We start from the raw sequence: 23,860 nt of genomic DNA, 5'->3' as shown, positions 1-23,860 counted from the left end.
GGCCGCGACCCTTCCCCCACATCGCAGGATCGTCCCCGGACGGGAAAGCGTCAGCATTCGATGACGTTGACCGCGAGTCCGCCCTGGCTCGTCTCCTTGTACTTGGTGCTCATGTCGAGCCCCGTCTGGCGCATCGTCTCGATCACTTGGTCGAGGCTGACGCAGCTTTCCGCGCCGGTCCGATGGAGCGCGAGACGCGCGGCGTTGACCGCCTTGACCGCGCCGATCGCGTTGCGTTCGATGCACGGGACCTGCACCAGCCCGCCGACCGGATCGCAGGTCAGGCCGAGATTGTGCTCCATCCCGATCTCCGCCGCGCTGGCGACCTGCACCGGGGTCCCGCCCCACAGCGCCGCGAGCCCACCCGCCGCCATCGAACAGGCCACGCCGACTTCGCCCTGGCACCCCATTTCGGCACCCGAGATCGAGGCGCGCTGCTTGTAGAGCAGGCCGATCGCGCCCGCGGTAAGCAGGAACTTGCGGCGGCTGTCGCGGCACGCCTTCTCCTCGGCATCGCGACAATAGAAGCGGATCACCGCAGGAATGATGCCCGCCGCGCCGTTGGTGGGGGCGGTGACCACGCGGCCGCCCGCGGCGTTCTCCTCGTTCACCGCCATCGCGTAGCAATTGAGCCAGTCGAACAATTGCTCGCGCTCGTTCGATTGCGGGTTGGCGGAAAGCTTGTCCCACATGTCGGGGGCGCGTCGCTGGACCTTCAAGCCGCCGGGCAGCACGCCGCGCTTTTCGAGACCGCGATCGATGCAGCCGTCCATCGCCTCGAAAATGAGGTCGAGCCCGGCGAGCGTCTGCTCGCGCGGGCGGCGCGCATCCTCGTTGGCGAGCACGATCTCGCAGATCGCGGCACCTTCGCGCTCGCACAGCGCCAGCAGGTCAGCTGCCGAGGTGAATTCGTAAGGCGTCGAGGCGCTCTGGACGCGGTCGTTCTTGGGCGGGTTGCGCAGCTGCTTCTCGCTCGCGACGAAGCCGCCCCCGGTCGAGAAATAGGTCCGTTCGAGCACGAGCTCGCCCGCCGCGTCGTAGGCGCGCAAGGTCATGCCGTTGGGGTGGAGATCGGGAATGACATGCCCCGCAAGATCGATATCGCGCGCGCGCTCGAACGCGATCTCGCGGCTGCCGTCGAGCGCCAGCCGCCCGCTCTCGTCGAGCTTCGCCAGCGCTGCCTCGCCCGCATCGGGATCGAGCGTTTCCGGGCGATGCCCCATCAGCCCGAGGATCGTCGCGCCGACGGTGCCGTGTCCCACGCCGGTCAGCGCCAGCGAGCCCTGCAGCTCGACGGCGACCCGCGCCACCCGATCGAGCCGCCCGCTGCGCGCGAGTAGCCGCACGAACTTGCGCGTGATCCGCATCGGACCGACCGTGTGCGAGGAGGACGGACCGATCCCGATCCGGAAGATGTCGAGCACCGAAAGCATGCGCGGCGGCATGACATTTGTGGCGGCAATTGCAATCGCCAATTGGTCGCGTGCCCGCCATGCCGTAGGGTCCGCTCGCAAAGGAGAACCCGATGAAGAAACGCCTCGCCTTGTTCGTTGCGCTCGTTGCCACGCCCCTGTTCGGCATGGCCCAACAGGAAGAACGGGACGATCCGCGCAAGGCGCTCGCGATCTTCGCGCATCCCGACGACGAATTGTTCGTCGCCCCCGCGCTGGCCCGCGCCGCACGCGAGGGCGACGAGGTCACGCTGGTGCTCGCGACGAGCGGCGACCAAGGGCCGGGCGTCTCGGGGTTCGAACGCGGCGACGCCCTCGCCGCGGCGCGGCGGGACGAGGCGCGCTGCTCGGCTGAAGCGCTCGGCCTTCGAGAACCGGTGTTCCTGGGTCACGGCGACGGCACGCTTACCGCGACTCCGCGCGCGCCCGACAGCCCGGCGCGACGTCTCACTGCCGACCTCGCCGCCATCATTGCCGGGGAGCAGCCCGATATCGTCGTCACCTTCGGCCCCGACGGCGGGTACGGCCATGGCGATCATCGCATGGTCAGCGCGCTGGTGACGCAGGTGGTGCAGGCGATCGACGATGATCGCCCGAGCCTGTTTTATCCGGGTATCCGCAAGGGTACGCTGCCCCCACTCCCGCAGATGCAAGACTGGGCGGAGACCGCGCCGACCCTGCTGACCATCGCCTATCGCTATGCGGACGAAGACCTCGCCGCCGCCCGCGCGGCCACCCAATGCCACGCCACGCAGTTCGACGCCGCGACCCGCGCACAGATCGCCGACCTGTTCCACGCGACGATCTGGGGCGGCGCGGTGCATTTCCGGCCTGCCTTCGGCCAGCCTCGCTGAGGCGGCATCGGCGCGCCGTGACGGCGTCCTACCGGTGGTGGGCCGGATCTTCCTTGCCGTGAGGGGTGAAGGACAATCGCCCCAGCCGCCAGCTACGGCCCGGGTCCATCAGCTCTTCGGCCCGAGGAATTTCTCCCGGGGTCTCGATCCCGTCGACCGAAGCGAGGATATAGCGGCCTGATTCGCGCAATCGGATCCGGCCTTCCGGCCATCGCTGCTGCAGCCGATCCTGCAACCGGACGGCTTCCTCCGAAACGCCGCTGCCTTCGAGCCGTCGCGGGGCACCGTCGAGCAGCTCGGCCGATGCGCTCCTGGTGGCGGTGATGCCGTCCTTCACGATCGAAATGGAAATCAGCAACGCCGCGAGGCTGTCGGCCCACCACAGGCCCAGGCCGATGCCTACGACGCCGGCGATCCCTGCCAGCCCGGTCTGCCAATCGGCCTTCTGCATGAGCGAATCGGTGTACAGGACCTTGTCCGAAATGCGCTGCGCGATCGGCTGCTTGAGCCGGCCGAGAATGACTGGCGGCACCACCGAATAGACTAGCGCCGCGATCATCAGCCAGCCGAGCCAGATCGTCTCGCCGAACACCGTCACCGGTCCGACCGTCGGATGCTCGCCCTTCATCAGGCCCATCCCGTTGGTATAGGCCAGGAAGAGCCCGAGGAAGGTCAGCACCACCGACGAGCCGAGGAAGGCCAGCGAATTCGCCCGGAGGAAGCCGTAGGGAAACTTCTCGGTCGGTGCGCGTGGCTCGAGATGGGCGGAAACCAGGAAGGTCATCGCCGGAACCAGGCTGAGGACGTCCTCGAACAGCGCGGTCTTCATCGCCTGGCTGGCGCCCATGGTGAAATACATCACAACCACCACCGAGCCCATCCAGCCCAGCGTCCACCATTCGAGTTTCTTGGCGTTGCGAAAATCCTGTTTGATGGCCGAGGGAATCTCGCTCATTTGCTCGCCTCCGATACCAGCATCAGCCAGCCGTTTTCACCGTTCATCACGGCAAACCGGGGAACCGGTTCGCTTTTCGGCGCCTTGGCAAGCAGCCCCTGCGGCGCGCTGAAGGCGACCTCGCGGCTCCACGGAGAATCCATCGCGATCTCGCCATAAACGAGATCGATCTCGCCCTTCTTTAGAAGGGCAAGGACCACCTCGCTGTCGCCGCGCTGGATTTCGGGCCGGGACCCGGTGCGATCCAGCACCCGCGCGAGCGTCCGGCGGCTGGCCTCGTTCATTTCCGCGCCTTCGATCACGCCGAGGCGCAAGGTCCCGCTCTGTTCCACCCGATCCATGGTCCCGGATGGATCGCGCGGAATCGAACACGCTCCCAGCGACAGGGCGGAGGATAGCAGGACGATGGAGAAAAGGCGGTGAGCCCCGCCTGACAATGATGAAATCATGTGCGGTCCTCGAAATTCGGCCAGGACGGTTTTCCCGCCCTGTGGATTTCAATGGGCTGCGCTTCCTATCGTTCCCCTGGCTCCCTATATGGTATCCATGACAGATATTCAGGAAAACGGCGCGGCCGAGGGGCCCCGGATGGGCGAATACGGCGCGGATTCCATCAAGGTTCTCAAGGGCCTGGACGCTGTGCGCAAGCGGCCCGGCATGTATATCGGCGATACCGACGACGGATCGGGCCTCCACCACATGGTGTTCGAGGTCTCCGACAACGCGATCGACGAGGCGCTGGCGGGACATTGCGACCTCGTCCTGATCGAATTGAACGCCGACGGTTCGGTTTCGGTCGAAGACAATGGTCGCGGCATTCCGGTCGACATGCACAAGGAAGAAGGCGTGTCGGCGGCCGAGGTCATCATGACCCAGCTGCACGCCGGCGGTAAGTTCGAGAACACTTCGGACGACAACGCCTACAAGGTCTCGGGCGGCCTCCACGGGGTCGGCGTCTCGGTCGTCAACGCGCTGAGCGAATGGCTCGAGCTGGTGATCTGGCGCGATGGCAAGGAACACTGGATGCGGTTCGAGCACGGCGACGCGGTCGCCAGCCTCGAAGTGCGTGGCGATGCGCCGCCGGTCTCATCCAACGGCGACGAGAACGGCCTCAAAAAGGGCACCCGGGTGACCTTCATGCCGTCGACCGAGACCTTCAAGAACGTCACCGAGTTCGATTTCGACAAGCTCGAGCACCGCTACCGCGAGCTCGCCTTCCTCAATTCGGGCGTGCGCATCCTGTTGCGCGACAATCGCCACGAAGAGCCGCTCGAACACGACCTTTTCTACGAGGGCGGGATCGCTGCCTTCGTCAAATATCTCGACCGCAACAAGCAGGCGCTGGTCGCGGAGCCGATCTCGGTGTCGGCGAACAAGGACGGGATCGGTATCGACGTCGCGCTCGAGTGGAACGACTCCTATTACGAAAACGTCCTGTGCTTCACCAACAACATCCCGCAGCGCGACGGGGGCACGCATCTCGCGGCCTTCCGCTCGGCGCTGACGCGGACGCTCAATGGCTATGCCGACCGCTCGGGCCTGCTCAAGAAGGGCAAGGTCTCGCTCTCGGGCGAGGACATGCGCGAAGGACTCACCGCGATCGTCTCCGTCAAGCTGCCAGATCCGAAGTTCTCCTCGCAGACCAAGGACAAGCTGGTCTCCTCCGAGGTCCGCTCGCCGCTCGAATCGCTGATGGGCGAGAAGATGTCCGAGTGGCTCGAGGAAAACCCCAACGATGCCAAGGCGATCGTCCAGAAGATCATCGATGCCGCCGCCGCGCGCGAGGCCGCGCGCAGGGCCCGCGAAATGAGCCGCAAGGGCGCGATGAGCGTCGCCTCGCTGCCGGGCAAGCTGGCCGATTGCCAGAACCGCGACCCGGCGGCGTGCGAACTGTTCCTGGTCGAGGGTGACTCGGCCGGCGGCTCGGCCAAGCAGGGTCGCGATCGCAAGATCCAGGCGATCCTCCCGCTGAAGGGCAAGATCCTCAACGTCGAGCGCGCACGCTTCGACCGGATCATTTCGTCGAAGGAAGTCGGCACGCTGATCCAAGCGATGGGCACCGGCCTGCGCGACGAGTTCGACCTCGGCAAGCTGCGCTATCACAAGATCGTGATCATGACCGACGCCGACGTCGACGGCGCGCATATCCGCACGCTGCTGCTGACCTTCTTCCACCGCCAGATGCCCGAGATCATCAAGGCCGGACATCTCTTCATTGCCCAGCCGCCGCTCTACAAGGTCGCCAAGGGCAAGAGCGAGGTTTACCTGAAGGACCAGGCCGCGCTCGATCGTTACCTCGTCGACGGCGGACTGTCGGGCCGCGTGCTCGAAACCCGCGGCGGGACGCGCGCGGGCGACGACCTGCGCGCTCTCGTCGAGCACGCGCTGCGGATGCGCAACCTGCTCGCCTTCGTGCCGCGCAAGTACGACGAAGGATTGATCGAGCAGATGGCGCTGACCGGCGCGCTCGATCCGGCGGCCTCGCCCGAAGAACGCCAGCAGCGCCTGACGGATGCCGCCGAGCGGCTCCAGGCGGGCGACACCGAAGCCAGATGGTCGACCCATATCCGCTCCGACGGCGCGGTGATGTTCGAACGCGTCTGGCGCGGGGTGACCGACGCGCACGAGATCGAGGCCAAGTTCCTCGACAGCGCCGAGGCACGCAAGCTCCACACCATCGCCGCCCTGCACGCCGATGCCTATGAACACCCCTCGCAATTCGTGAAGGGCGACACCGGCGAGGTGGTCGAAACCGAAGAAGCGGAGGAAACCGATGCCGAGGCCTCGATCGTGGCCGCCGACGGCGCGATCACGACGCCGACGCAGCTGCTCGACGCGGTACTCGCGGCGGGGCGCAAGGGACTGTCGGTCCAGCGCTACAAGGGCCTCGGCGAGATGAATGCCGAGCAATTGTGGGAGACCACGCTCGATCCCGACAATCGCGAGTTGCTGCAGGTCAAGGTCGAGGATGCCGACGTGACCGACGAGATCTTCACCCGCCTGATGGGCGATGTCGTCGAACCTCGCCGCGAGTTCATCCAGCGCAATGCGTTGAACGTCGCGAATCTCGACGTTTGAGGCCTCTTTCGTCCTGACCATTTGTTAACCATCATCGGCGATACCCCACCGTGCACGATTGGGGGTACTGACTGGTGATGGAAGAACTGCTGGCGGATTTCGTAGCCGAAACCCGCGAGATGCTCGAAGCGGTGGGCGGCGAACTCGTCGCCTGGGAAGCCGAGCCCGAGACGGGCGAGCGGCTCGATGCGATTTTCCGCTTCGTGCATACCGTGAAGGGCAATTGCGGCTTCTTCGACTTTCCGCGACTCGAGAAACTCAGCCATGCCGCCGAGGATGCGCTGGCCGATTGCCGTAACGGCGATCGCCAGCCCGACCAGCAGCTCGTTTCGGCCGTGCTGGCCATAATCGACCGCATTTCCGACATGATCGACGCGATCGAGGCGGGCGAGGATTTCCACGCCGCCGACGACGAAGCGCTGATCGACGCGCTGTCCCCCGATGCCGCCCCGAGCGCCAGCCCTGCCCCCGCATCGTCGTCCGACGCCGCGACCAAGGGTGCCGCCAAAGCCGCCAGCGGGCCGCGCTCGATCCGGCTCCCGGTCAACCTTCTCGACCGCGTGATGAGCGGCGTTTCCGACATGGTGCTGGCGCGCAACGACCTTGCCCGCCGGCTGCGCGAAAACGGCGATCAGCCCACCATCGACGGCCCGTTCGAACGGCTCTCGGCGATCCTCGCCGATGTCCGCGACGCGATTACCCGCATGCGCATGCAGCGGATCGAGACGCTCTTCACCAGCTTCCCCCGCCTCGCACGAGACCTGTCGAACGAACTCGGCAAGCAGGTCATGATCGACGTCGAGGGCGGCGAGGTCGAGCTCGATCGCGAAATGATCGAGATGATCCGCGACCCGATGACGCACATCATCCGCAATGCGATCGACCATGGTATCGAAACGCCTTCCGAGCGCCTGTCGAAGGGCAAGCGCGAGATCGGCCTGCTCAAGATTTCGGCGCGCCAGGCAGGCAACCGCATCACGATCGCGATCGAGGACGACGGCAAGGGGATCGACGGAGAACGGGTACTCGCCAAGGCGATCGAGAAAGGCCTGATCGACAGCGAGGACGGTGCCCGCATGGCGCCTGCCGAACGCCGCAGGCTGATCTTCACCCCCGGCCTTTCGACCGCAGAAGAAGTGAGCGAGATCTCCGGCCGCGGCGTAGGCATGGATGTCGTGCGCGCCAATGTCGAACGGGTGGGCGGCTCGATCGAGCTCGATTCGACTATCGGCTCGGGCACCCGCATCCTGCTGCGCCTGCCGCTGACCCTCAGCATCATCCCCGCGCTCACCGTCGAATGCGGCGGCCAGCGCTTCGCCCTGCCCCGCGCCAGCGTTGAGGAACTGGTCAGTGGCAAGCGCGACCATGTCGAATTCGCGCAGGTCGGCGATTCGCTGCTCGCGACGCTGCGCGGACGCCGCGTCGCCTGCCTCTCGCTCGCCGACATCCTCGGCGTCGAGGCCCGCAAATCGGTCGAGGACGCCACGCTGGTGCTCCTGCGCCTGCCCGGCGGCGACCTGTTCGCGATTTCGGTCGACCAGATTCTCGATCACGAGGAACTGGTCGTCAAACCGATCGCTCCCGCGGTCATGGACACCGGGCTCTATGCCGGGACCACCCTGCTCGACGACGGATCACCGGTCCTGCTGCTCGACGTCGCCGGGCTCGCGCGCGACGCCGATATCAGCGTCGACACGCGCACCCCCAATGAAGCAGACGAGGACAAGGCGGCGACCGATGCCGACGCGCCGCGCGAACCGGTCCTGCTGTTCATCGGTCTCGACGGTCGCCGTCGCGCGATCCGGATGAACGTGGTCAGCCGCATCGAATCGCTCGATCCGTCGGCGATCGACATTTCCGGGGGCGGAGCCCAGGTCGTCATCGGCGAGCATATCCTGCCATTGGCCGGGCTCGGCGAGAGCATACCCGCCGACACTGCGGACTCGGCCAAGCTCGGCCTGTTCCGGATCGAGGACGGGCAGAGCGAGATGGCCTATGCCTTCAGCGAGATCATAGACACCGCCGCGATCGAGCAGGACATCATTCCCTCCGAATCGGTCGGCGAGATCGAAGGCCTCACCCTGATCGGCGGCGAAGCGACCGAACTGGTCGACAGCCACTGGCTTTTTGCCAGCCACGCCCGCGTCGCGCGGGTCGGGGAAGCACCGGTCTGCCGGCTCCCGCTCGACGATCCGTGGTCACGGCAATTGCTGCGCCCGCTGGTCGAGGCCGCGGGCTATCGCGTGATCGGGCAGGACGACGACGAAGACGCCGCGATCGCGCTTGCCGCGGTGGAATCGGGCGGCGAAACGCCGCGCGCCGGTCGGGTGATCTGGCTGCGGTCCAGCCCCGAAGCGGCCGTGGACGGCCCCGAATCAATCTATCGCTACGACCGGGCGGGGCTGATCGCCGCGCTCGGCGATGCTCGCAGCGGAGGCGGACGATGAACCAATTGCTCCTGATCGTGACGATCGCGGATCGCGAGGTCGGCATCTGCGCCGCCGAGGTCAATTCGGTGATCGCGCTCGACGGGGTCACTCCGGTGCCGCGCGCACCCGACTATATCCCAGGCCTCACCGCGCTGCGCAGCCGCGCCCTCACCGTGATCGATTGTGCGCGCTCGATGGAGCTGGCCGACCCGGTCGACCTGTCCGGGCCGGGCGAACGCAACGCCGTCGTCATCGAACACGACGAACACCTCTACGCGTTGCTGGTCGACGGGGTCTCCGACGTTATGGAGGCGCGGACGCAGGCCGCACCGATCCCCGGTCGCCTCGCCCCGGGATGGCAGCGCTGCGGCAACGGGATGATCGAAACCGATGCGGGTCCGGTACTCGTGCTCGATGTCGGCGCGGTGGTCGGTGGTCCGCTCGCAGTGGCAGCTTAAGGCGATAGTTACCGTCGGTGGCTAGGGCGGTTGTGCAACACATGTTTCGGGACACCAAATACCCATGAAAAAATGCCTGATAGTCGACGATTCGCGCGTGATCCGGAAAGTGTCGCGACACATTCTCGAATCGCTCGCCTTCGATGTTTCCGAGGCCGAAAACGGCCAGGAAGCGCTCGACGCCTGCGAGCAGTCGATGCCCGACCTCATCCTGCTCGACTGGAATATGCCGGTGATGAGTGGAATCGAGTTCATAACCAAGCTGCGCGCCCGCAATGGCGGCGATGGCCCCAAAGTGGTGTTCTGTACGACCGAGAACGACGTTGCGCACATTCGCGCCGCGATCGATGCCGGCGCCGACGAATATGTGATGAAGCCGTTCGATCACGAGACCCTGCAGATCAAGCTGCAACTCGTGGGCATGGCCTGAGCGGAGGGCGACCATGAGCCAGGCCACGATGGATCGTCGACCGAATTTCGGGCGGCGCAGCGGCAACCGCACGATCCGTATGATGATCGTCGACGATTCGGTCACCGCGCGCGCGGTGATGATGAAGATTCTCGCCGCCGAAGAGGATCTCGACGTGGTCGAAGTCGCGGGCACGGCCGAGGAGGCGATCGAGAAGCTAAAGCAGGTCAGGGTCGACCTGATCCTGCTCGATCTCGAAATGCCGGGCATGGGCGGGATCCGCGCGATGCCGCAGATCCTCGAACAGGCGCGCGGCGCGAAGGTCCTGGTCAACTCCGCGCTGACCGACAAGGGGGCCGAGGCTACGCTGACCGCGCTCTCGATGGGTGCCGCCGACACGCTGCTCAAGCCGCGGCCGGGCAAGTTCAACGACGACTACCGCGCCAATTTGATCGAGAAGATCCGGGTGATCGGCAGCGCGCTGTCGCGCACCGAGCCGGCGCGCTTCGAGCTCTCCGATCCGCCGGCCAAGGTCGATGCGGTCCGACATCGCTCGCGGATCATCGGGATCGGCGCCTCGACCGGCGGGATCCATGCGCTCACCCAGATGCTCAAGGCGCTGCCCCAGGGCCTCGGTGTGCCGATCATGGTCACCCAGCACCTTCCGACCAGCTTCATGTCGGTATTCGCGCGCCAACTCGAGCTCGCCTATGACGGCGAGGCGGTCGTCGCCGAGGACGGCATGCCCCTGGCGGCCGACCGCATCCTCATCGCGCCCGGCGAATCGCATCTCGGCGTGCGCCGGGTGGGCGATGACATCTACGTCGCCGCGCTGACCAAGGGGCCGGTTGCATCGGGCTGTCTTCCCTCCGTCGACCCTCTGTTCAGCTCGATGGCCGAGTGCTTCGGAGAACACGCGCTCGGCGTCGTGCTGTCGGGCATGGGCCGCGACGGGTCGGTCGGGGCCCGCAAGATCCATGATGCGGGCGGAATGCTGCTGGCGCAGGACCAGGAAAGCTCTGCCGTGTGGGGCATGCCCCGCGCCGTGGCCGAAGCCGGCATCGCGGCCGCTGTCGAAACCCCCGACAAGCTTGCAACGAGGATCGGCGAACTGGCGGATCGTTCGTTCTGGCAATGACGAATCTTTCCGAACAGATCATTGCCGACCTCCTGCTCGAATATACCGGACAGGAGCTGACCGACAGCCGTCGCTGGCGGATCGGATCGGCCCTGTCCGGACTGTTCCGCGAGCGCGGGCTCGACAATGTCGAGCAGTTGGTGGTGTTGCTGTCGGAACAGCGCGACAACGTGCTGGCGAAGGAAACCGTCGACGCGCTGCTGAACAACGAGACCTATTTCTTCCGCGACAAGCCGATGTTCGACCAGCTCGAAAACGACGTCCTGCCGCGCATCGCCAAGCAGAACGAGAAACAAAAGCGGATTTCGATCTGGTCGGCCGGCTGCTCGACCGGCCAGGAAGCACTGACCCTCGCGATGATGTTCGCGGACCAGCCGATGCGCTGGAAGGGGTGGACGATCGACATCCTCGCGACCGACGTCTCGAACAAGGCGATCAAGGCGGCCCGCAACGCCAGGTATACACAGTTCGAGATCCAGCGCGGTCTCGGTGTCGGGCAGATGCTCCAGCACTTCGAGGAAACCTCGCAGGGCTGGCAACCGGATCGCGCAATCCGCGACATGATCACCTTCCAGCAGCACAACATCCTCGAGCCGATGGTCCGCGCCACGCGCTTCGACCTGGTGCTTTGCCGCAACGTCCTGCTCTATTTCTGCGCCGACACGCGCCGCCGCGCCTTCGACCGGCTGGCCGAGGCGATGGCGCCCGACGGGTGGCTGATGCTCGGCGCCGGCGAGACCTCCGTCGGACATACCGACGCGTTCATTCCCGCCCGCAAGTTGCCCGGCCTGTATCGTCCGTTCGAGGCTGCCGAAGCGACCGAGGAGCAGGAGGGGACGAACCTTGCGGCTGCTCGATAAGGCTTCGGTAACCAGTTTCGGTCATTGTCTGCCGCGGGGAAGTTCCGGGGACGATCAGCGCAAATGAACGAAGAGAAACACCTCAGCCTGGGTGCCATCGTCCTAGCGCCGATGGTGTTCCTCGCCTGCGTCATGCTGGCCTGGGGGGCTTTCGTCGCGTGGCAGTTCGGTCACTACCAGTCCATTCTCACCGTCCCGAACATCGCCGCGACCGCAGGCTTTCTCGGCGTGGGCGGAATTCTCGCGCGCTCGGTGCTGCGCGGCTTGACGCGGCTCGAAGCCCTGAGCCTCACCGATACGCTGATCCCGCTTCCCAATCGCCGCGCATTGCACCGCGACATCGCGCGGACCGACCTGAATCCGGGGGAAGAATGTGCGCTCGCACTGCTCGATCTCGACGGCTTCAAGCTCATCAACGACCATTACGGGCACACTACCGGCGACCGGCTGCTGCATTCGGTCGCCAATATCATCGAGCAAGTCTGCGGCCGCGAGGCCCGCGCCTATCGCCTCGGCGGCGACGAATTCGCGCTGCTCGTCGAGGGTCCGATCGCCGGCAATCTGCTCGAAGGCATCTGTCGTTCGCTGTTGGCCCGTTTTCACAGCCCGGTGCCGATCGACGATCGCGAGCTTGCGATCAGCGCCAGCATCGGCCTGACGCGCCGCCGGGCGAGCCGGGCGCTGGAGCCGTCCGAGCTGCTGCGCGAAGCCGACGTCGCAATGTATGCCTCGAAACGTGGCGGCAAGGCGCGCTGCACCTGGTTCTCGGGTCATTTCGACCGCGATAGCGAGGCGATGCGCCGGATCGACGAGGAAATGCGCACCGCACTCTCCGAAGGCCAGTTCCGGGTCCACTACCAGCCGCTTGTCCATGCCACGACCCGCGAGATCGTCGCGGTCGAGGCATTGCTCCGCTGGGCGCGTCCGGACGGCAAGAATGTCGGCCCCAACGTGTTCATCCCGGTGGCCGAGAGCACCGGACTCATCAATCCGATCGGGCTATGGGTGCTGCGCCAGGCCTGCACCGATGCCCGCGCGTGGGGCGACATCACGCTTTCGGTCAACATTTCCGCCGCGCAGTTGCGCAACCCCGAATTCCCGATCCAGCTTGGCCAGATCCTCGAGGAAACGGGCTTCGAACCCGAGCGGCTCGAACTCGAGGTGACCGAAACCTGCCTCGTCGTCGATCCTGTCGTCGCCGGGCGCAGCCTCGACGTGATCCGGGGCTTCGGCGTGAACATCGCGCTCGACGATTTCGGGACCGGCTACGCCTCGATCGGTTTCCTCCGCCAGTTCCGCTTCGAAAAGCTCAAGCTCGATCGTTCGCTGATCGTCGAAAGCGCCAACGACGAAGGCTCCCGTGCCATGATGCTGTCGAGCATTTCGGTCGCACGGGCCCTCAAGATGGGCGTCACCGCCGAAGGCGTCGAAACCGAAGCGCAGGCCGATCTCGCGCGCACTGCAGGGTGCGACCAGATGCAGGGGTGGCTCTATTTCCGCCCGATGCCCGCCACCGATATCGAAGATCATCTCAACCTGCCCGCTCCCCGGGCCGGCCAATCCGGAAAGACCGCAGCATGACTGCCATGAGTGCCATCACCGCCGACGATGTCGCGGCCGACCGCCCGATCGAAGCGCAGGATCCGATTTCGCCGATCGACGATGGCGAAGAAACGTCGCGCCATCGCCGTGGCCTTTCGCAATGGCGGTCGCTGAACCTCTCGACCAGGCTCAAGCTCGTCAATTACGGGCTGATGGGGCTCGTGAGCGCGCTCATCGTTGCGATCCTGTTCGGCTTCTCGACCATGGCGAGCGATCTCAAACGCGCGGGCGAGTATCGTGCGGCGACTTATTCGGCGAATGCGCTGTCGGCCGACGTCGATCGTGCCGCACTCGAAACCCAGTTCCTCGCAGCCGGCCGCGAGGGCGCGTTGGAAGAAAAAGCGACCGAAGCGATCGCTTCGATGCGCGCAAATCTCGACGGGATGGGCGAATTGTCGACCAGCGACACCGAGTTCGCACGTCTCTCCGGGTTCGTCGCGACACAGATCGACCGGTTCGAGCAGGCGGTCGTGACGGGCGCCCCAGCGGGCCTCCAGCTCGAGCGCGCCGCCGCGTTGCGCGAAACGAGCGAGGCGCTTTCGTCGCACACGCGCGCGATCACCGAGGACTTCGTTGCAAGCGGTTCGGCGACCTTCAAGACCATCTTTTTCCTGATGATGGCGGTGCTCGGCCTGACCTTCCTGATTGCCGGATTCGGGCTTTTCCTCGCGCGCGACTTCGATCGCACGTTCAAGAACCTGCTCCGCAAGGTCCGCCGCCTCGGGCGCGAGATGCACTATGAAAGGGTCACGATCGACCATCAGGAGCGGCCCGACGAACTCGGCGACCTAGCGCGCAGCCTCGAGGTATTCCGCCAGGGCGGCATGAAGCTCGAGATCCTGCAGGCCGAACGCGATGCACAGGCGAAAGCCGAGCTCGAGGCCGAGAAAGCCCGCCATACCTCGCGTGCCGAACGAGCCCGCGACCGTATCGCCTTCATCGAGAAACTGTCGCACGATTTCGAAAGCGAAGTCGGACGGATCGTTTCGGGCGTGGCGACCGCCTCGTCGCAGCTCCGTGCGACCGCCACCGAAATGGCCGATTCCGCTCAGCTTACCAATCGCGAGACCGCCGAGGCGGGCGACGCGATGGAGCGCGCGTCGTCCGGCGCGACCGCTGCCGCCACCGCCTCCGACGAATTCGCGATGTCGATCGCCGAAATCAGCCGTCAGGCTGCCACCAGCGCCGAACTCGCGCGCCAGGCGACCGAAGCCGCCGATGGTGCCGACGGTACGATCTCCGCCCTCGCCGAGAGCGCGGCCCAGGTCAGCCAGATCGTCGAACTGATCCAGTCGATCGCGCAGAAGACCAACCTGCTCGCGCTCAATGCCTCGATCGAGGCGGCGCGCGGCGGCGAAGCAGGGCGCGGCTTCGCGGTCGTCGCGAGCGAGGTCAAGGAACTGGCGAAGCAGACCAGCCGAGCGACCGAGGACGTGGCCGAGCAGATCCGCGCAATCCAGGGTTCGACCGACGATAGCGTGACCGCCTTGCGCACCATCGGCCAGCAGATCCGCGAGCTCGAGGCGACCTCGATCTCGATCGCCAGCGCGGTCGACCAGCAATCGGTCGCCGGACGCGATCTCGCCCGCAGCATCGATGTGGCCGCGCGCAGCACCGACGAGGCGTCGCGTCACGTCAGCGAAGTGCGCGACGCATCGATCGCTACCGGCACGGCGTCCGACCAGGTCCTCGCGAGCGCGACCGAGCTCGAAGGCCAGGCCGCGACCCTCAAGCGCCAGCTGATCGCCTTCCTCGGCAATACCCGCCGCAATTTCGATCTCGGAACCCGCGAGGAAATGGAGACCGCGCAGGCCGCCTGATCGCTCAGCCCCTGGCGGGCGGCCACGGAATGAAGGACGACGTCCGCGCGACATATTCGGCATATTTGTCGCCGCGCTTTTTCCTCATGCCTTTTTCGAGCAAGGCCGCGCCCGACCATCTGGTGAGCGTGAAGGTCAGGAAGATCGGCCCGGCGACGGTGTAGAGCGCCCATTCCCAGCCGATTGCCGCGGTCACCAGCCAGATACCCCACCAAGCGCAGGCATCGCCGAAATAGTTCGGATGCCGGGTATAGCGCCACAGACCGGTGTCGAGGATCTCGCCCTCGTTTTCCGGATCGGCCTTGAAGCGCGCAAGCTGCCAGTCGCCGACCCATTCGAAGAAGATGCCGACGAGATAGAGCGCCAGTCCTGCCCAGGCGAGCGGCGGGATCGCCTGCGACATCCCGCTCGCGAGGATGCCGACCTGCGCCGGGCTGGAAACGAGGAACAGCAGAACCGCCTGCCCGAGCCAGATCTTGACCAGCGCGGCGAGCGCGAAGCGCCCCTTCTCCCGCGGTCCCTGCGAAGGATGCGTTCGTAGCGCTGGTCCTCGCCCTCGCGCCGCCAGCGGCGGAACAGGTGTATGCCGAGGCGAAAGCCCCAGGCGGTGGTCATCGCCAGCAACAGCCAGGCCAGCGGGCCGGGTGCATCGACCTGCGCGAAGCTCGCGATCGCGAGCATCGCCATCCCCGCACCCCAGAACGCGTCGATGAAGGAAACGTCTCCGATCCGCACCGACACCAGCCACAGGAGGATCACGACGGCGATCAACAGAATCGCGTTGAACAGCAGCGCATCAATCATCGGTCCGATTTCCTTCCAGCTCGTCGAGCGTCTGCGTGGTCTTCTCGAGGACCTCGAAACGCGCGCAATCGGGCATCCTTGCGCGATAGAACGCCGCAAGCTTCGCCAGGTCCGCACGGTAATCTCCGGTCGCCATGATCGGTTCGCCCATCCCGCCGCGCATCGTCTCGTTGTTGACCCAGGCGGGCACGATCGGAACCCCGGCGCCCAGCGCCATGTGATAGAACCCGCTGCGCCACTCTCCGTTGCTGCTCCGCGTTCCTTCCGGCGCGACCACCAGCGCCAGTTCGTCCACCGCCGCGAAGGCCTCGATCACCGACTGCACGTAGCCGCCGCGCTGGTGCCGCACCACCGGCACCCCGCCCATGTCGAGCATGAAGCGGCGCTGCGGCCCTTCGAACAGCGTGTGCTTGCCCATGAAGCTGGGCTTGATGCCGAGCTCGTGAGTCGCACCGATGAAGAAGACGAAATCCCAGTTCGATGTGTGCGGCGCGCCGACGATCAGGAATTTGTCGCAAGCGGGTCGCCCGCCCTCGAGCTTCCATCCCTTCCAGCGATAGAGCGCGACCAGCAACCGCCGCACTATGCGCGACAAAAGCGATGGTTTGCTATGCAAGAAAAATCCCTCCCCCGATGCGTCTAGCACCGAAGGAGGGATAAGCGGAAGCCGGAGGCTTACTGCTGGTCGCGGTCGACCGAGCTGCCGAGTTCGGGACGCCGCGAGGGCATCTCGCCGTCGTCGTCGTCGCGCTGGTAGCGATCACCGGTGATGGTCACGTCGGGGGTGACCTCGAAATCGGTCCGGATCAGGTCGAGCGCGTCGTTGCGATAGATGAACCAGCCGGGCGAACCGTAATAATCCGACAGGTAGATGCGATAGCCGTCGGGCGTGACGGTGTAGGTACCCGACTGCTCGACGCCCTCGTCGTCGGTGTAGCTATAGGTCGTGTCGGCCGCGTTGAGCGTGATCGAGCGGGTGGCCCCGTCCTCGCCGGTGAAGCTGTACGCCCCCGAGACATCGCCGGCATCGGCGATCTTCGTCGGCGCTACTTCGTCGGGCTCGGAAGTGTCGGTCGCCGTGGTTTCTGCGGCCATGTCGGTTTCGGCCACAGCTTCCTCGTCGGCGCCGTCGCCACAGGCGGCGAGCAGCGCGAGCGGGGCGGCGGCGAGCATGATCGTATGTTTACGCATGTCTGTTTTCTCCTTCGCCGTCACAACGAAGGCCGCCCCCGCCGGTTTCAAAAAAGGCGGAAAAATGGCAGCAATTACATGCGGAAGACGCCGAAGCGTGGCCTGTCGGCGATCGGTGCCTCGAGCGTGGCGGCAAATGCCAGGCCGAGCACGTCGCGCGTTTGCGCAGGATCGATCACACCGTCGTCCCACAGGCGGGCGGTGGCGTAATAGGGATTGCCCTCGTCCTCATATTTCTGGCGGATCGGTGCCTTGAAGGCCTCGGCCTCCTCCTCGGTCCACTTGTCGGCGTCGCGGTGGACGGTGGCGAGCACGCTCGCCGCCTGCTCGCCGCCCATCACGGAAATCCGCGCATTGGGCCAGGTGAACAGGAAGCGCGGGTCGTAGGCACGCCCACACATGCCGTAATTGCCCGCGCCGAAGCTGCCGCCGATCACCACGGTGACCTTGGGCACGGTCGCGGTGGCGACCGCGGTGACGAGCTTGGCGCCATGCTTGGCGATGCCCTCGGCCTCGTATTTCCCGCCGACCATGAAGCCCGAGATGTTCTGCAGGAACAGCAGCGGGATCCGGCGCTGGCAGGCGAGTTCGATGAAGTGCGCACCCTTGCGCGCGCTTTCGGAGAACAGCACGCCGTTATTGGCGAGGATCGCCACCGGCATGCCCCAGATATGCGCGAAACCGCAGACCAGGGTGCTGCCGTAATGCTGCTTGAACTCGTGGAATTCGCTGCCGTCGACCAGCCGCGCGATCACTTCCTTGACATCATAGGGCGCGCGAACGTCGTCGGGCACGATGGCGTAGAGGTCTTCCGGGTCGAATTTGGGGGGGCGCGGGTCCTTGAGCGCCACATCCCTTGCCGCATCGGTATTCGCGCCGAGCTGGCTGACGATATCGCGCACGATGGTGAGCGCGTGCTCGTCGTTCTCGGCGAGATGGTCGACCACGCCCGATTTCTTCGCGTGGAGGTCGCCGCCGCCCAAATCCTCGGCGCTGATCTCCTCTCCCGTCGCGGCCTTCACCAGCGGCGGGCCGGCGAGGAAGATCGTGCCCTGGTTGCGCACGATCACCGTCTCGTCCGACATGGCGGGGACATAGGCCCCACCCGCGGTGCAGCTGCCCATCACGCAGGCGATCTGCGGGATGCCCATCGCGCTCATATTGGCCTGGTTGAAGAAGATGCGCCCGAAATGGTCGCGGTCGGGGAAGACCTCGGCCTGGTGCGGCAGGTTCGCCCCGCCGCTGTCGACGAGGTAGATGCACGGGAGTCGGTTCTCCTGCGCGATTTCCTGCGCGCGGAGGTGCTTCTTGACCGTCATCGGGTAGTAGGTGCCGCCCTTCACGGTGGCGTCGTTGCAGACGAGCATCACCTGCCGACCCGAGACGCGCCCGATCCCGGCGATCATTCCTGCGCCGTTGATCTCGTCCTTGCCATACATGCCGTTGGCGGCGAGCTGGCCGATCTCGAGGAAGGGCGAGCCCGGATCGAGCAGGCGTTCGACCCGTTCGCGCGGGAGAAGCTTGCCGCGCGACACATGCCGCTCGCGGCTGCCTTCGGAGCCGCCCAGCGCGGCCGCCGCGACGGTCGAGCGCAAGTCCGTGGCGAGCGATGTGTTGTGCTCGAACCGCGCCTTGGCATCGGGCGCCTCGCGGTCGAGGGTGGAGGTGAGAACGGGTGCGGTCATCGATCTGCTTTCCTCACTGGGCCCCGATCAGTTCGCGGCCGATCAGCATGCGGCGGATCTCGTTGGTCCCGGCGCCGATATCGAGCAGCTTGGCATCGCGCATGTAGCGTTCGACCGGCCAGTCGAGCGTGTAGCCCGCGCCGCCCAGCGCCTGGACGCTTTCGGCGGCGACACGGAAGGCGTTTTCCGATGCCAGCAGGATCGCGCCCGCCGCGTCGAAACGCGTGGTCTTGCCGGTGTCGCACGCCTTCGCCACGGCGTAGGTGTAGGCGCGCGCCGATTGCAGCGCGACATACATGTCGGCAACCTTGGCCTGCATCAGCTGGAACGATCCGATCGGCTTACCGAACTGCTTGCGTTCGCGAAGATAGGGAATGACCGTGTCGAGGCAGGCCTGCATCACGCCGAGCTGCAAGCCGGCGAGCACCACGCGCTCGTAATCGAGCCCGCTCATCAGCACGCCGACGCCGCCGTTCACCGGCCCCATCACGCGCTCTTCGGGGATATGGCAATCGTCGAACACCAGCTCGGCGGTGGGCGAGCCCTTCATCCCGACCTTCTCGATCTTCTGGCCGATTGAAAAGCCTTCGTCGTCCTTCTCGACCAGGAAAGAAGTGATGCCGCGGCTCGCGGCGTCTGGCGTGGTCTTGGCATAGACCACCAGCGTGTCGGCATAGGGCGCGTTGGTGATCCAGAACTTGGTGCCGTTGAGCACATAGCCGCCCTGCACGCTTTCGGCCTTCAGCTTCATCGAGACGACGTCCGAGCCCGCATTGGCTTCGCTCATCGCGAGGCTGCCGACATGCTCGCCGCTGATCAGCTTGGGCAGGTACTTGGCCTTCTGCTCGTCATTCCCCCAGCGCGCGATCTGGTTGATACAGAGGTTCGAATGCGCGCCGTAGGAGAGCCCGACCGAGGCGCTCGCGCGGCTCACTTCCTCGACCGCGATCACATGTTCGAGATAGCCGAGGCCCAATCCGCCATCCTCTTCCGCCACGGTGATGCCGTGCAGGCCGAGCTCGCCCATCGCGGTCCACAATTCGTCGCGCGGGAACCAGTCCTCGCGGTCGACGCGATCGGCCAGCGGGGCGATCTGTTCGTCGGCGAAGCGGGCGGTGGTCTCGCGGATCATCTCGGCGGTCTCGCCGAGCTGGAAGTCGAAATCGGGGGTGGCACGCATGGTCGTTGTCTCTCCTTGGCAGGCGCCATAGCAACCGCGCCGGATCGCGCAAATGGTGCGGTAACGCCGCGAGTGTCATTTCCATGTGTTGCGTCGCAAAACCCTTGCGCTATGGGAGTGGGATCGCAGACAATCCACATCTCGAGAGCGAGACGATCGCCCCACCGCCGCCTCCGACCGCGATCGGCAAGGATACACGTCGCGAGCGGGCGCTGTCCGCCTTCGGGCTGGACGACCTCGCCGACGATGCGGAACTTTCCTCGATCGTGGAATTCGCCGGGAAGCTGTGCGGGGCGCCCGTAAGCCTGGTCACCACGCTCGACGGCTCGACGCAGCATTTCCTCGCCAAGACCGGCATCGAGGCGAACGAGACGCCGCGCGACGTCTCATTCTGTACCTATGCCATCCAGAGCACGGAAATGATGGAGGTGCGCGACACCACGGTGGACGAGCGTTTTCGCGACAACCCTTTCGTCACCGGAGAGGAGCACGTCCGCTATTATGCCGGGGTACCGCTGGTCAGCCAGCGCGGCGACATCCTCGGTACGCTGTGCGTGCTCGATCGCGAGGCGCGGCCCGACGGGCTCGACACGTTCCAGCGCGAAGGCATGGAGTTGCTTGCCAGGGCGGTGATGCGGCGGCTCGAATCGCATCGCAAGACGCTTGCCGGCAAGGTCGCGCGCGAACGCGGCGAAGCGATGTTCCGCATGCTTGCCAATTCGATCCCCGACCTCGCCTGGTCGGCCGATGCAAGCGGCAAGCGCGACTATTTCAACAAGAGGTGGCACGAGTTCACCGGTACGAAGGATGGCGGTGACGGCCACCTGATCCATCCCGACGACCGCGACGAGACCTACCGCAAGTGGGACGAGGCGGTGAAAGCGGGCACCCCCTACGAAGCGCAATATCGCCTGCGGCATCGCGATGGGAGCTATCGCTGGATGCTCGGTCGCGCGATGCCGGTCGAAGATGCCGATGGCAGCATCCTGCGCTGGTTCGGGACGATCACCGATATCGACAGCGCGCATCGCGAGGCCGAGGGCCGCGAGATCCTCGCCCGCGAGCTGTCGCACCGGATCAAGAACATCTTCGCGCTCGTCTCGGGCCTGGTGGCGTTGAAGGCGCGCGAATTTCCCGAGGCGGAAGATTATGCGATCGAACTCGGTCAGACGATCCAGGCACTGGGCCGCGCGCACGATTTCATCCGGCCCGGCCACATGCCCGGCGGCAAGGGCGGCCTGCGCGACCTGTTGAAAGAGTTGCTCGCCCCCTACGACGACAAGGATGGCGATCGCGTCACCATCGCGGGCGACGACGTTCCGGTCACCGCCCAGGTCAGCACGCCGTTCGCGCTGGTGTTCCACGAGCTGGCCACCAATGCGGCGAAATACGGCGCGCTGTCCGACCCCGACGGGAAAGTCGAAGTAACCGTGGCCCGGGGCGATGACGGCGTCTCCATCGATTGGGTCGAACAGGGCGGCCCGCCCGCACAAGAAGCGGAGCAGGAAGGTTTCGGCACCCGCCTGATCACGATGACGGTGGACAGCCAGCTCAACGGCAAGCTCGACCGCGAATGGCGTGACAGCGGGTTGCATGCCCGGCTGACCGTGCCAGAAAGCTCGCTCTAGAACCCCAAGACCGGAGGGCCCTTGCCCGAACCGATCCTCGAACTGCGCGATCTCGCCAAATCCTATGGCGCGGTCGAGGCGCTGCGCGGCGTGTCGCTCGACGTTGCGGAAGGGAGTTTCGTCGCGCTGGTCGGCGCGTCGGGATCGGGCAAATCGACGCTCCTCAAGACCGTCAACGCCCTGATCGTCCCGGGCACGGGCAGCGTCTCGTTCGAGGGCGAGGACGTCGCCGCGCTCCCGGGACCGGCGTTGCGCCGGAGGATCGGCTACGTCTTCCAGGCGATCGGCCTGTTCCCGCACATGAGCGTCGGCGAGAATGTCGGCATCGGATTGAAGCTCGCGGGCGAGCGCAACCGCGCGGCGCGGATCGCCGAAATGCTGGAACTGGTCGAACTCGATCCGGCCATGGCGTCGCGGATGCCGTCCGAGCTGTCGGGCGGGCAACGCCAGCGCGTCGGGGTTGCCCGCGCGCTCGCGCCGCAGCCCGACCTGCTGCTGATGGACGAACCATTTGGCGCGCTCGACCCCGTCACGCGCGACAGCCTCGGCGAACGCGTGCGCGAACTGCATAAGCGCCTCGGCCTCACGACGGTGATGGTCACCCATGACATGGCCGAAGCACTGCTGCTGGCCGATCGCGTGCTGGTGATGAGCGAAGGTCGTATCGTGGCCGACGAAACGCCCGCCGGGCTGCTCTCCGGAGCGGGCGGCGAAAAAGCGCAGGCGCTGGTCGCGGTGCCCCGCGCGCAGGCCGAAAGGCTGGCGAGGATCGACCGTTGAGCGCGGTGTGGGACGCCCTGCTCGGTCTCGGAGACAAGCTCGCAGCGCACGTCCTGCTCGCCGCCGCCGCGCTGGCGCTGGGCATCGCGGTGGCGCTGCCTCTCGCGGTCTGGGCAAGCCGTTCGGCAACCGTCTCGCGGATCGCATTGGGCTTCGCCAGTCTCCGTGCAGACGATCCCCGCGCTCGCCTTGCTCGCGCTGTTCTTTCCGATCCTGTTGAGCTTGCGCGCGGTGTTCGGCGAAGGGTTGCCGACGCTCGGCTTCCTGCCCGCGCTGCTGGCGCTGGCGCTCTACGCGTTGCTGCCGATCCTGCGCAACGCCGTGACCGCGCGCGAGCAGATGGCGCCGGGCGTGCTCGAAGCCGCCGACGGCGTCGGGATGACCCCGGGCCAGAAACTGCGGCTGGTCGAAGCCCCGCTCGCGGCGCCCTATATCATGGCCGGGATCCGCACCGCCGCGGTGTGGACGATCGGCGCGGCCACGCTTTCGACGACGATCGGCCAGCCGAGCCTCGGCGATCCGATCTTCGCCGGGTTGCAGACGCAGAACTGGTCACTGGTGTTGGCCGGTTGCATCGCTTCGGCCGGGCTTGCGCTGGTCGCGGATACGCTGCTCGGCGCGGTCGAACGTGGCTTCGCCAGCCGCAGGCCCGCGCTTCTGTGGGGCGGCCTCGCGGTAGCCCTGGCCGGGATCGCGGCGTCCGCCCTCGCGCTCTACGCACCGGATGATGACGAGACGGTCGTGATTGGGGCGAAGAGCTTTTCCGAACAATACATCCTCGGCCGCCTGATCGGCGAGCGGCTTGAGGCAGCCGGCTACGCGGTCGAATATCGCGAGGGTCTGGGGTCGGCGGTGGTGCACAGCGCGGTGACCACCGGCGCGATCGACATCTCGATCGACTATACCGGGACGCTGTGGACCAACCAATTGAAGCGCGAGGACAATCCCGGACGGGCGGAAATCTATCGTCGCCTCGTCGAATGGGAACGCGAGCAGACCGGCACGCTGATCCTCGGCCGGCTCGGCTTCGAGAACAATTACGGGCTCGCGATGCGCGCCGATCGCGCCCAAGAGCTGGGTCTTGCAGGCATCGCCGATCTCGCGCGGGTCGCGCCGCGGCTGACGATCGGCGGCGACCCCGAATTCTTCGAGCGCCCCGAATGGATCGCAGTGCGCGACGCCTATGGCCTGCGCTTCGGCGAGACGCGCAATTTCTCGCCGACCTTCATGTACAATGCGCTTCAATCGGGCGAGGCCGACGTGATCAGCGCCTATACCTCAGACGGGCGGATCGCGGCGGACGACCTGCAGGTGCTCGATGATCCGCGCGGGGCCTTCCCGAGCTATGACGCGATCATACTGCTGTCGCCCGAGGCGGCGCAGGACGAGCGGTTGATCGCGGCGCTCCGGCCGCTGGTCGGTGCGATCCCGGTCGAGGCGATGCGCGAGGCCAATTATGCGGTCGATCGCGAAGAGGACAAGCTCACCCCGGCCGAAGCCGCGCGAATGCTGACCGAGCGGATCGGGCTCTAGTCGCC

Annotated in this window: 19 protein-coding genes and 2 pseudogenes; 12 read left to right on the top strand and 9 right to left on the bottom strand. The window is 66.1% G+C overall.

Annotation, left to right across the window (positions count from 1 at the left end; genetic code table 11):
* Positions 1-50: 50 nt before the first annotated feature.
* Complete coding sequence (locus T8S45_RS13460) at positions 51-1,433, bottom strand: L-serine ammonia-lyase (protein ID WP_322295240.1); 1,383 nt, start codon at positions 1,431-1,433, stop codon at positions 51-53.
* A gap of 92 nt (positions 1,434-1,525) precedes the next feature.
* On the opposite strand from T8S45_RS13460, the gene T8S45_RS13455 reads away from it, so the two are divergent.
* Positions 1,526-2,305: a PIG-L family deacetylase gene (locus tag T8S45_RS13455; protein WP_322294093.1), complete on the top strand. Its 780-nt coding sequence runs from the start codon at positions 1,526-1,528 to the stop codon at positions 2,303-2,305.
* Between the two features lie 28 nt (positions 2,306-2,333).
* Here the strand turns inward: T8S45_RS13455 and T8S45_RS13450 are convergent, their stop codons facing one another.
* Entirely contained in the window at positions 2,334-3,260 is a 927-nt protein-coding gene (locus T8S45_RS13450; RefSeq protein ID WP_322294092.1) for a cation efflux transmembrane domain-containing protein, read from the bottom strand.
* Positions 3,257-3,601 (bottom strand): hypothetical protein, encoded by a 345-nt coding sequence (locus tag T8S45_RS13445; RefSeq protein WP_322294091.1) that lies wholly within the window; start codon positions 3,599-3,601, stop codon positions 3,257-3,259. Before T8S45_RS13445 ends, T8S45_RS13450 begins: the two co-directional genes overlap by 4 nt.
* 205 nt (positions 3,602-3,806) lie before the next feature.
* Between T8S45_RS13445 and gyrB the strand changes: the two genes are divergently transcribed.
* The 8 genes from gyrB (at position 3,807) to T8S45_RS13405 (ending at position 15,054) form a co-directional block, all read left to right on the top strand.
* Positions 3,807-6,338, top strand: coding sequence for a DNA topoisomerase (ATP-hydrolyzing) subunit B (gene gyrB, locus T8S45_RS13440; protein ID WP_322294090.1), 2,532 nt, complete (start codon positions 3,807-3,809; stop codon positions 6,336-6,338).
* Between the two features lie 77 nt (positions 6,339-6,415).
* Positions 6,416-8,785, top strand: a complete 2,370-nt coding sequence (locus T8S45_RS13435; RefSeq protein ID WP_322295239.1) for a chemotaxis protein CheA — start codon at positions 6,416-6,418, stop codon at positions 8,783-8,785.
* Complete coding sequence (locus T8S45_RS13430; RefSeq protein WP_322294089.1) at positions 8,782-9,225, top strand: chemotaxis protein CheW; 444 nt, start codon at positions 8,782-8,784, stop codon at positions 9,223-9,225. The genes T8S45_RS13435 and T8S45_RS13430 overlap by 4 nt, the downstream gene beginning before the upstream one ends.
* Positions 9,226-9,289: 64 nt before the next feature.
* Complete coding sequence (locus T8S45_RS13425) at positions 9,290-9,655, top strand: response regulator (protein WP_188640944.1); 366 nt, start codon at positions 9,290-9,292, stop codon at positions 9,653-9,655.
* Between the two features lie 13 nt (positions 9,656-9,668).
* A complete protein-coding gene (cheB, locus tag T8S45_RS13420) occupies positions 9,669-10,772 on the top strand; it encodes a chemotaxis-specific protein-glutamate methyltransferase CheB (protein ID WP_188640943.1) in 1,104 nt (367 codons plus the stop codon).
* On the top strand, positions 10,769-11,632 hold the full coding sequence (locus tag T8S45_RS13415; RefSeq protein WP_322294088.1) for a CheR family methyltransferase: 864 nt from the start codon (positions 10,769-10,771) through the stop codon (positions 11,630-11,632). Before cheB ends, T8S45_RS13415 begins: the two co-directional genes overlap by 4 nt.
* A 63-nt stretch (positions 11,633-11,695) precedes the next feature.
* Entirely contained in the window at positions 11,696-13,213 is a 1,518-nt protein-coding gene (locus tag T8S45_RS13410) for a putative bifunctional diguanylate cyclase/phosphodiesterase (protein ID WP_322294087.1), read from the top strand.
* Complete coding sequence (locus tag T8S45_RS13405) at positions 13,210-15,054, top strand: methyl-accepting chemotaxis protein (RefSeq protein WP_322294086.1); 1,845 nt, start codon at positions 13,210-13,212, stop codon at positions 15,052-15,054. Before T8S45_RS13410 ends, T8S45_RS13405 begins: the two co-directional genes overlap by 4 nt.
* A 4-nt stretch (positions 15,055-15,058) precedes the next feature.
* On the opposite strand, the gene T8S45_RS13400 is transcribed toward T8S45_RS13405, so the two are convergent.
* The 6 genes and pseudogenes from T8S45_RS13400 to T8S45_RS13375 form a co-directional block, all read right to left on the bottom strand.
* A complete protein-coding gene (locus T8S45_RS13400; RefSeq protein WP_322295238.1) occupies positions 15,059-15,505 on the bottom strand; it encodes a DUF1295 domain-containing protein in 447 nt (148 codons plus the stop codon).
* A 128-nt stretch (positions 15,506-15,633) separates the two neighbouring features.
* A pseudogene (locus T8S45_RS13395) lies at positions 15,634-15,858 on the bottom strand (DUF1295 domain-containing protein); the annotation flags it as partial.
* The gene (locus T8S45_RS13390) at positions 15,851-16,474 is read right to left on the bottom strand and encodes a 1-acyl-sn-glycerol-3-phosphate acyltransferase (protein WP_322294085.1); all 624 of its coding nucleotides are present in this window, start codon (positions 16,472-16,474) and stop codon (positions 15,851-15,853) included. The gene T8S45_RS13390 and the pseudogene T8S45_RS13395, both read right to left, overlap by 8 nt.
* Positions 16,475-16,533: 59 nt before the next feature.
* Entirely contained in the window at positions 16,534-17,049 is a 516-nt protein-coding gene (locus tag T8S45_RS13385) for a hypothetical protein (protein WP_322294084.1), read from the bottom strand.
* A 74-nt stretch (positions 17,050-17,123) separates the two neighbouring features.
* Positions 17,124-18,734, bottom strand: a complete 1,611-nt coding sequence (locus T8S45_RS13380) for a carboxyl transferase domain-containing protein (RefSeq protein ID WP_322294083.1) — start codon at positions 18,732-18,734, stop codon at positions 17,124-17,126.
* 13 nt (positions 18,735-18,747) lie between these two features.
* Entirely contained in the window at positions 18,748-19,914 is a 1,167-nt protein-coding gene (locus T8S45_RS13375) for an isovaleryl-CoA dehydrogenase (RefSeq protein ID WP_188640938.1), read from the bottom strand.
* 104 nt (positions 19,915-20,018) lie between these two features.
* Between T8S45_RS13375 and T8S45_RS13370 the strand changes: the two genes are divergently transcribed.
* From T8S45_RS13370 to T8S45_RS13360, 3 genes and pseudogenes are all read left to right on the top strand, one after another.
* Entirely contained in the window at positions 20,019-21,542 is a 1,524-nt protein-coding gene (locus T8S45_RS13370) for a PAS domain-containing protein (RefSeq protein ID WP_188640937.1), read from the top strand.
* A 21-nt stretch (positions 21,543-21,563) separates the two neighbouring features.
* Entirely contained in the window at positions 21,564-22,322 is a 759-nt protein-coding gene (locus T8S45_RS13365) for an ATP-binding cassette domain-containing protein (RefSeq protein WP_322294082.1), read from the top strand.
* Positions 22,319-23,855 (top strand): annotated as a pseudogene (locus T8S45_RS13360) (glycine betaine ABC transporter substrate-binding protein). The gene T8S45_RS13365 and the pseudogene T8S45_RS13360 overlap by 4 nt, the downstream one beginning before the upstream one ends.
* Positions 23,856-23,860: the final 5 nt, after the last annotated feature.

The sequence above is a fragment of the Pseudoblastomonas marina genome, from assembly GCF_034374265.1.
In the GTDB taxonomy this organism is placed as follows: Bacteria; Pseudomonadota; Alphaproteobacteria; order Sphingomonadales; family Sphingomonadaceae; genus Alteriqipengyuania_A; species Alteriqipengyuania_A marina.
Note: the sequence above shows the minus strand (reverse complement) of the source record. Positions and strands in the feature narration are given on the sequence as shown.

Excerpts from the sequence above, each read along its gene's own strand:
- T8S45_RS13415 (WP_322294088.1), top strand. The coding sequence starts at position 10,769 with ATGACGAATCTTTCCGAACAGATCATTGCCGACCTCCTGCTCGAATAT.
- T8S45_RS13380 (WP_322294083.1), bottom strand. The coding sequence starts at position 18,734 with ATGACCGCACCCGTTCTCACCTCCACCCTCGACCGCGAGGCGCCCGAT.
- T8S45_RS13450 (WP_322294092.1), bottom strand. The coding sequence starts at position 3,260 with ATGAGCGAGATTCCCTCGGCCATCAAACAGGATTTTCGCAACGCCAAG.
- T8S45_RS13435 (WP_322295239.1), top strand. The coding sequence starts at position 6,416 with ATGGAAGAACTGCTGGCGGATTTCGTAGCCGAAACCCGCGAGATGCTC.
- T8S45_RS13385 (WP_322294084.1), bottom strand. The coding sequence starts at position 17,049 with ATGCGTAAACATACGATCATGCTCGCCGCCGCCCCGCTCGCGCTGCTC.
- cheB (WP_188640943.1), top strand. The coding sequence starts at position 9,669 with ATGAGCCAGGCCACGATGGATCGTCGACCGAATTTCGGGCGGCGCAGC.
- T8S45_RS13425 (WP_188640944.1), top strand. The coding sequence starts at position 9,290 with ATGAAAAAATGCCTGATAGTCGACGATTCGCGCGTGATCCGGAAAGTG.
- T8S45_RS13410 (WP_322294087.1), top strand. The coding sequence starts at position 11,696 with ATGAACGAAGAGAAACACCTCAGCCTGGGTGCCATCGTCCTAGCGCCG.
- T8S45_RS13430 (WP_322294089.1), top strand. The coding sequence starts at position 8,782 with ATGAACCAATTGCTCCTGATCGTGACGATCGCGGATCGCGAGGTCGGC.
- T8S45_RS13445 (WP_322294091.1), bottom strand. The coding sequence starts at position 3,601 with ATGGATCGGGTGGAACAGAGCGGGACCTTGCGCCTCGGCGTGATCGAA.
- gyrB (WP_322294090.1), top strand. The coding sequence starts at position 3,807 with ATGACAGATATTCAGGAAAACGGCGCGGCCGAGGGGCCCCGGATGGGC.
- T8S45_RS13455 (WP_322294093.1), top strand. The coding sequence starts at position 1,526 with ATGAAGAAACGCCTCGCCTTGTTCGTTGCGCTCGTTGCCACGCCCCTG.
- T8S45_RS13375 (WP_188640938.1), bottom strand. The coding sequence starts at position 19,914 with ATGCGTGCCACCCCCGATTTCGACTTCCAGCTCGGCGAGACCGCCGAG.
- T8S45_RS13405 (WP_322294086.1), top strand. The coding sequence starts at position 13,210 with ATGACTGCCATGAGTGCCATCACCGCCGACGATGTCGCGGCCGACCGC.
- T8S45_RS13460 (WP_322295240.1), bottom strand. The coding sequence starts at position 1,433 with ATGCTTTCGGTGCTCGACATCTTCCGGATCGGGATCGGTCCGTCCTCC.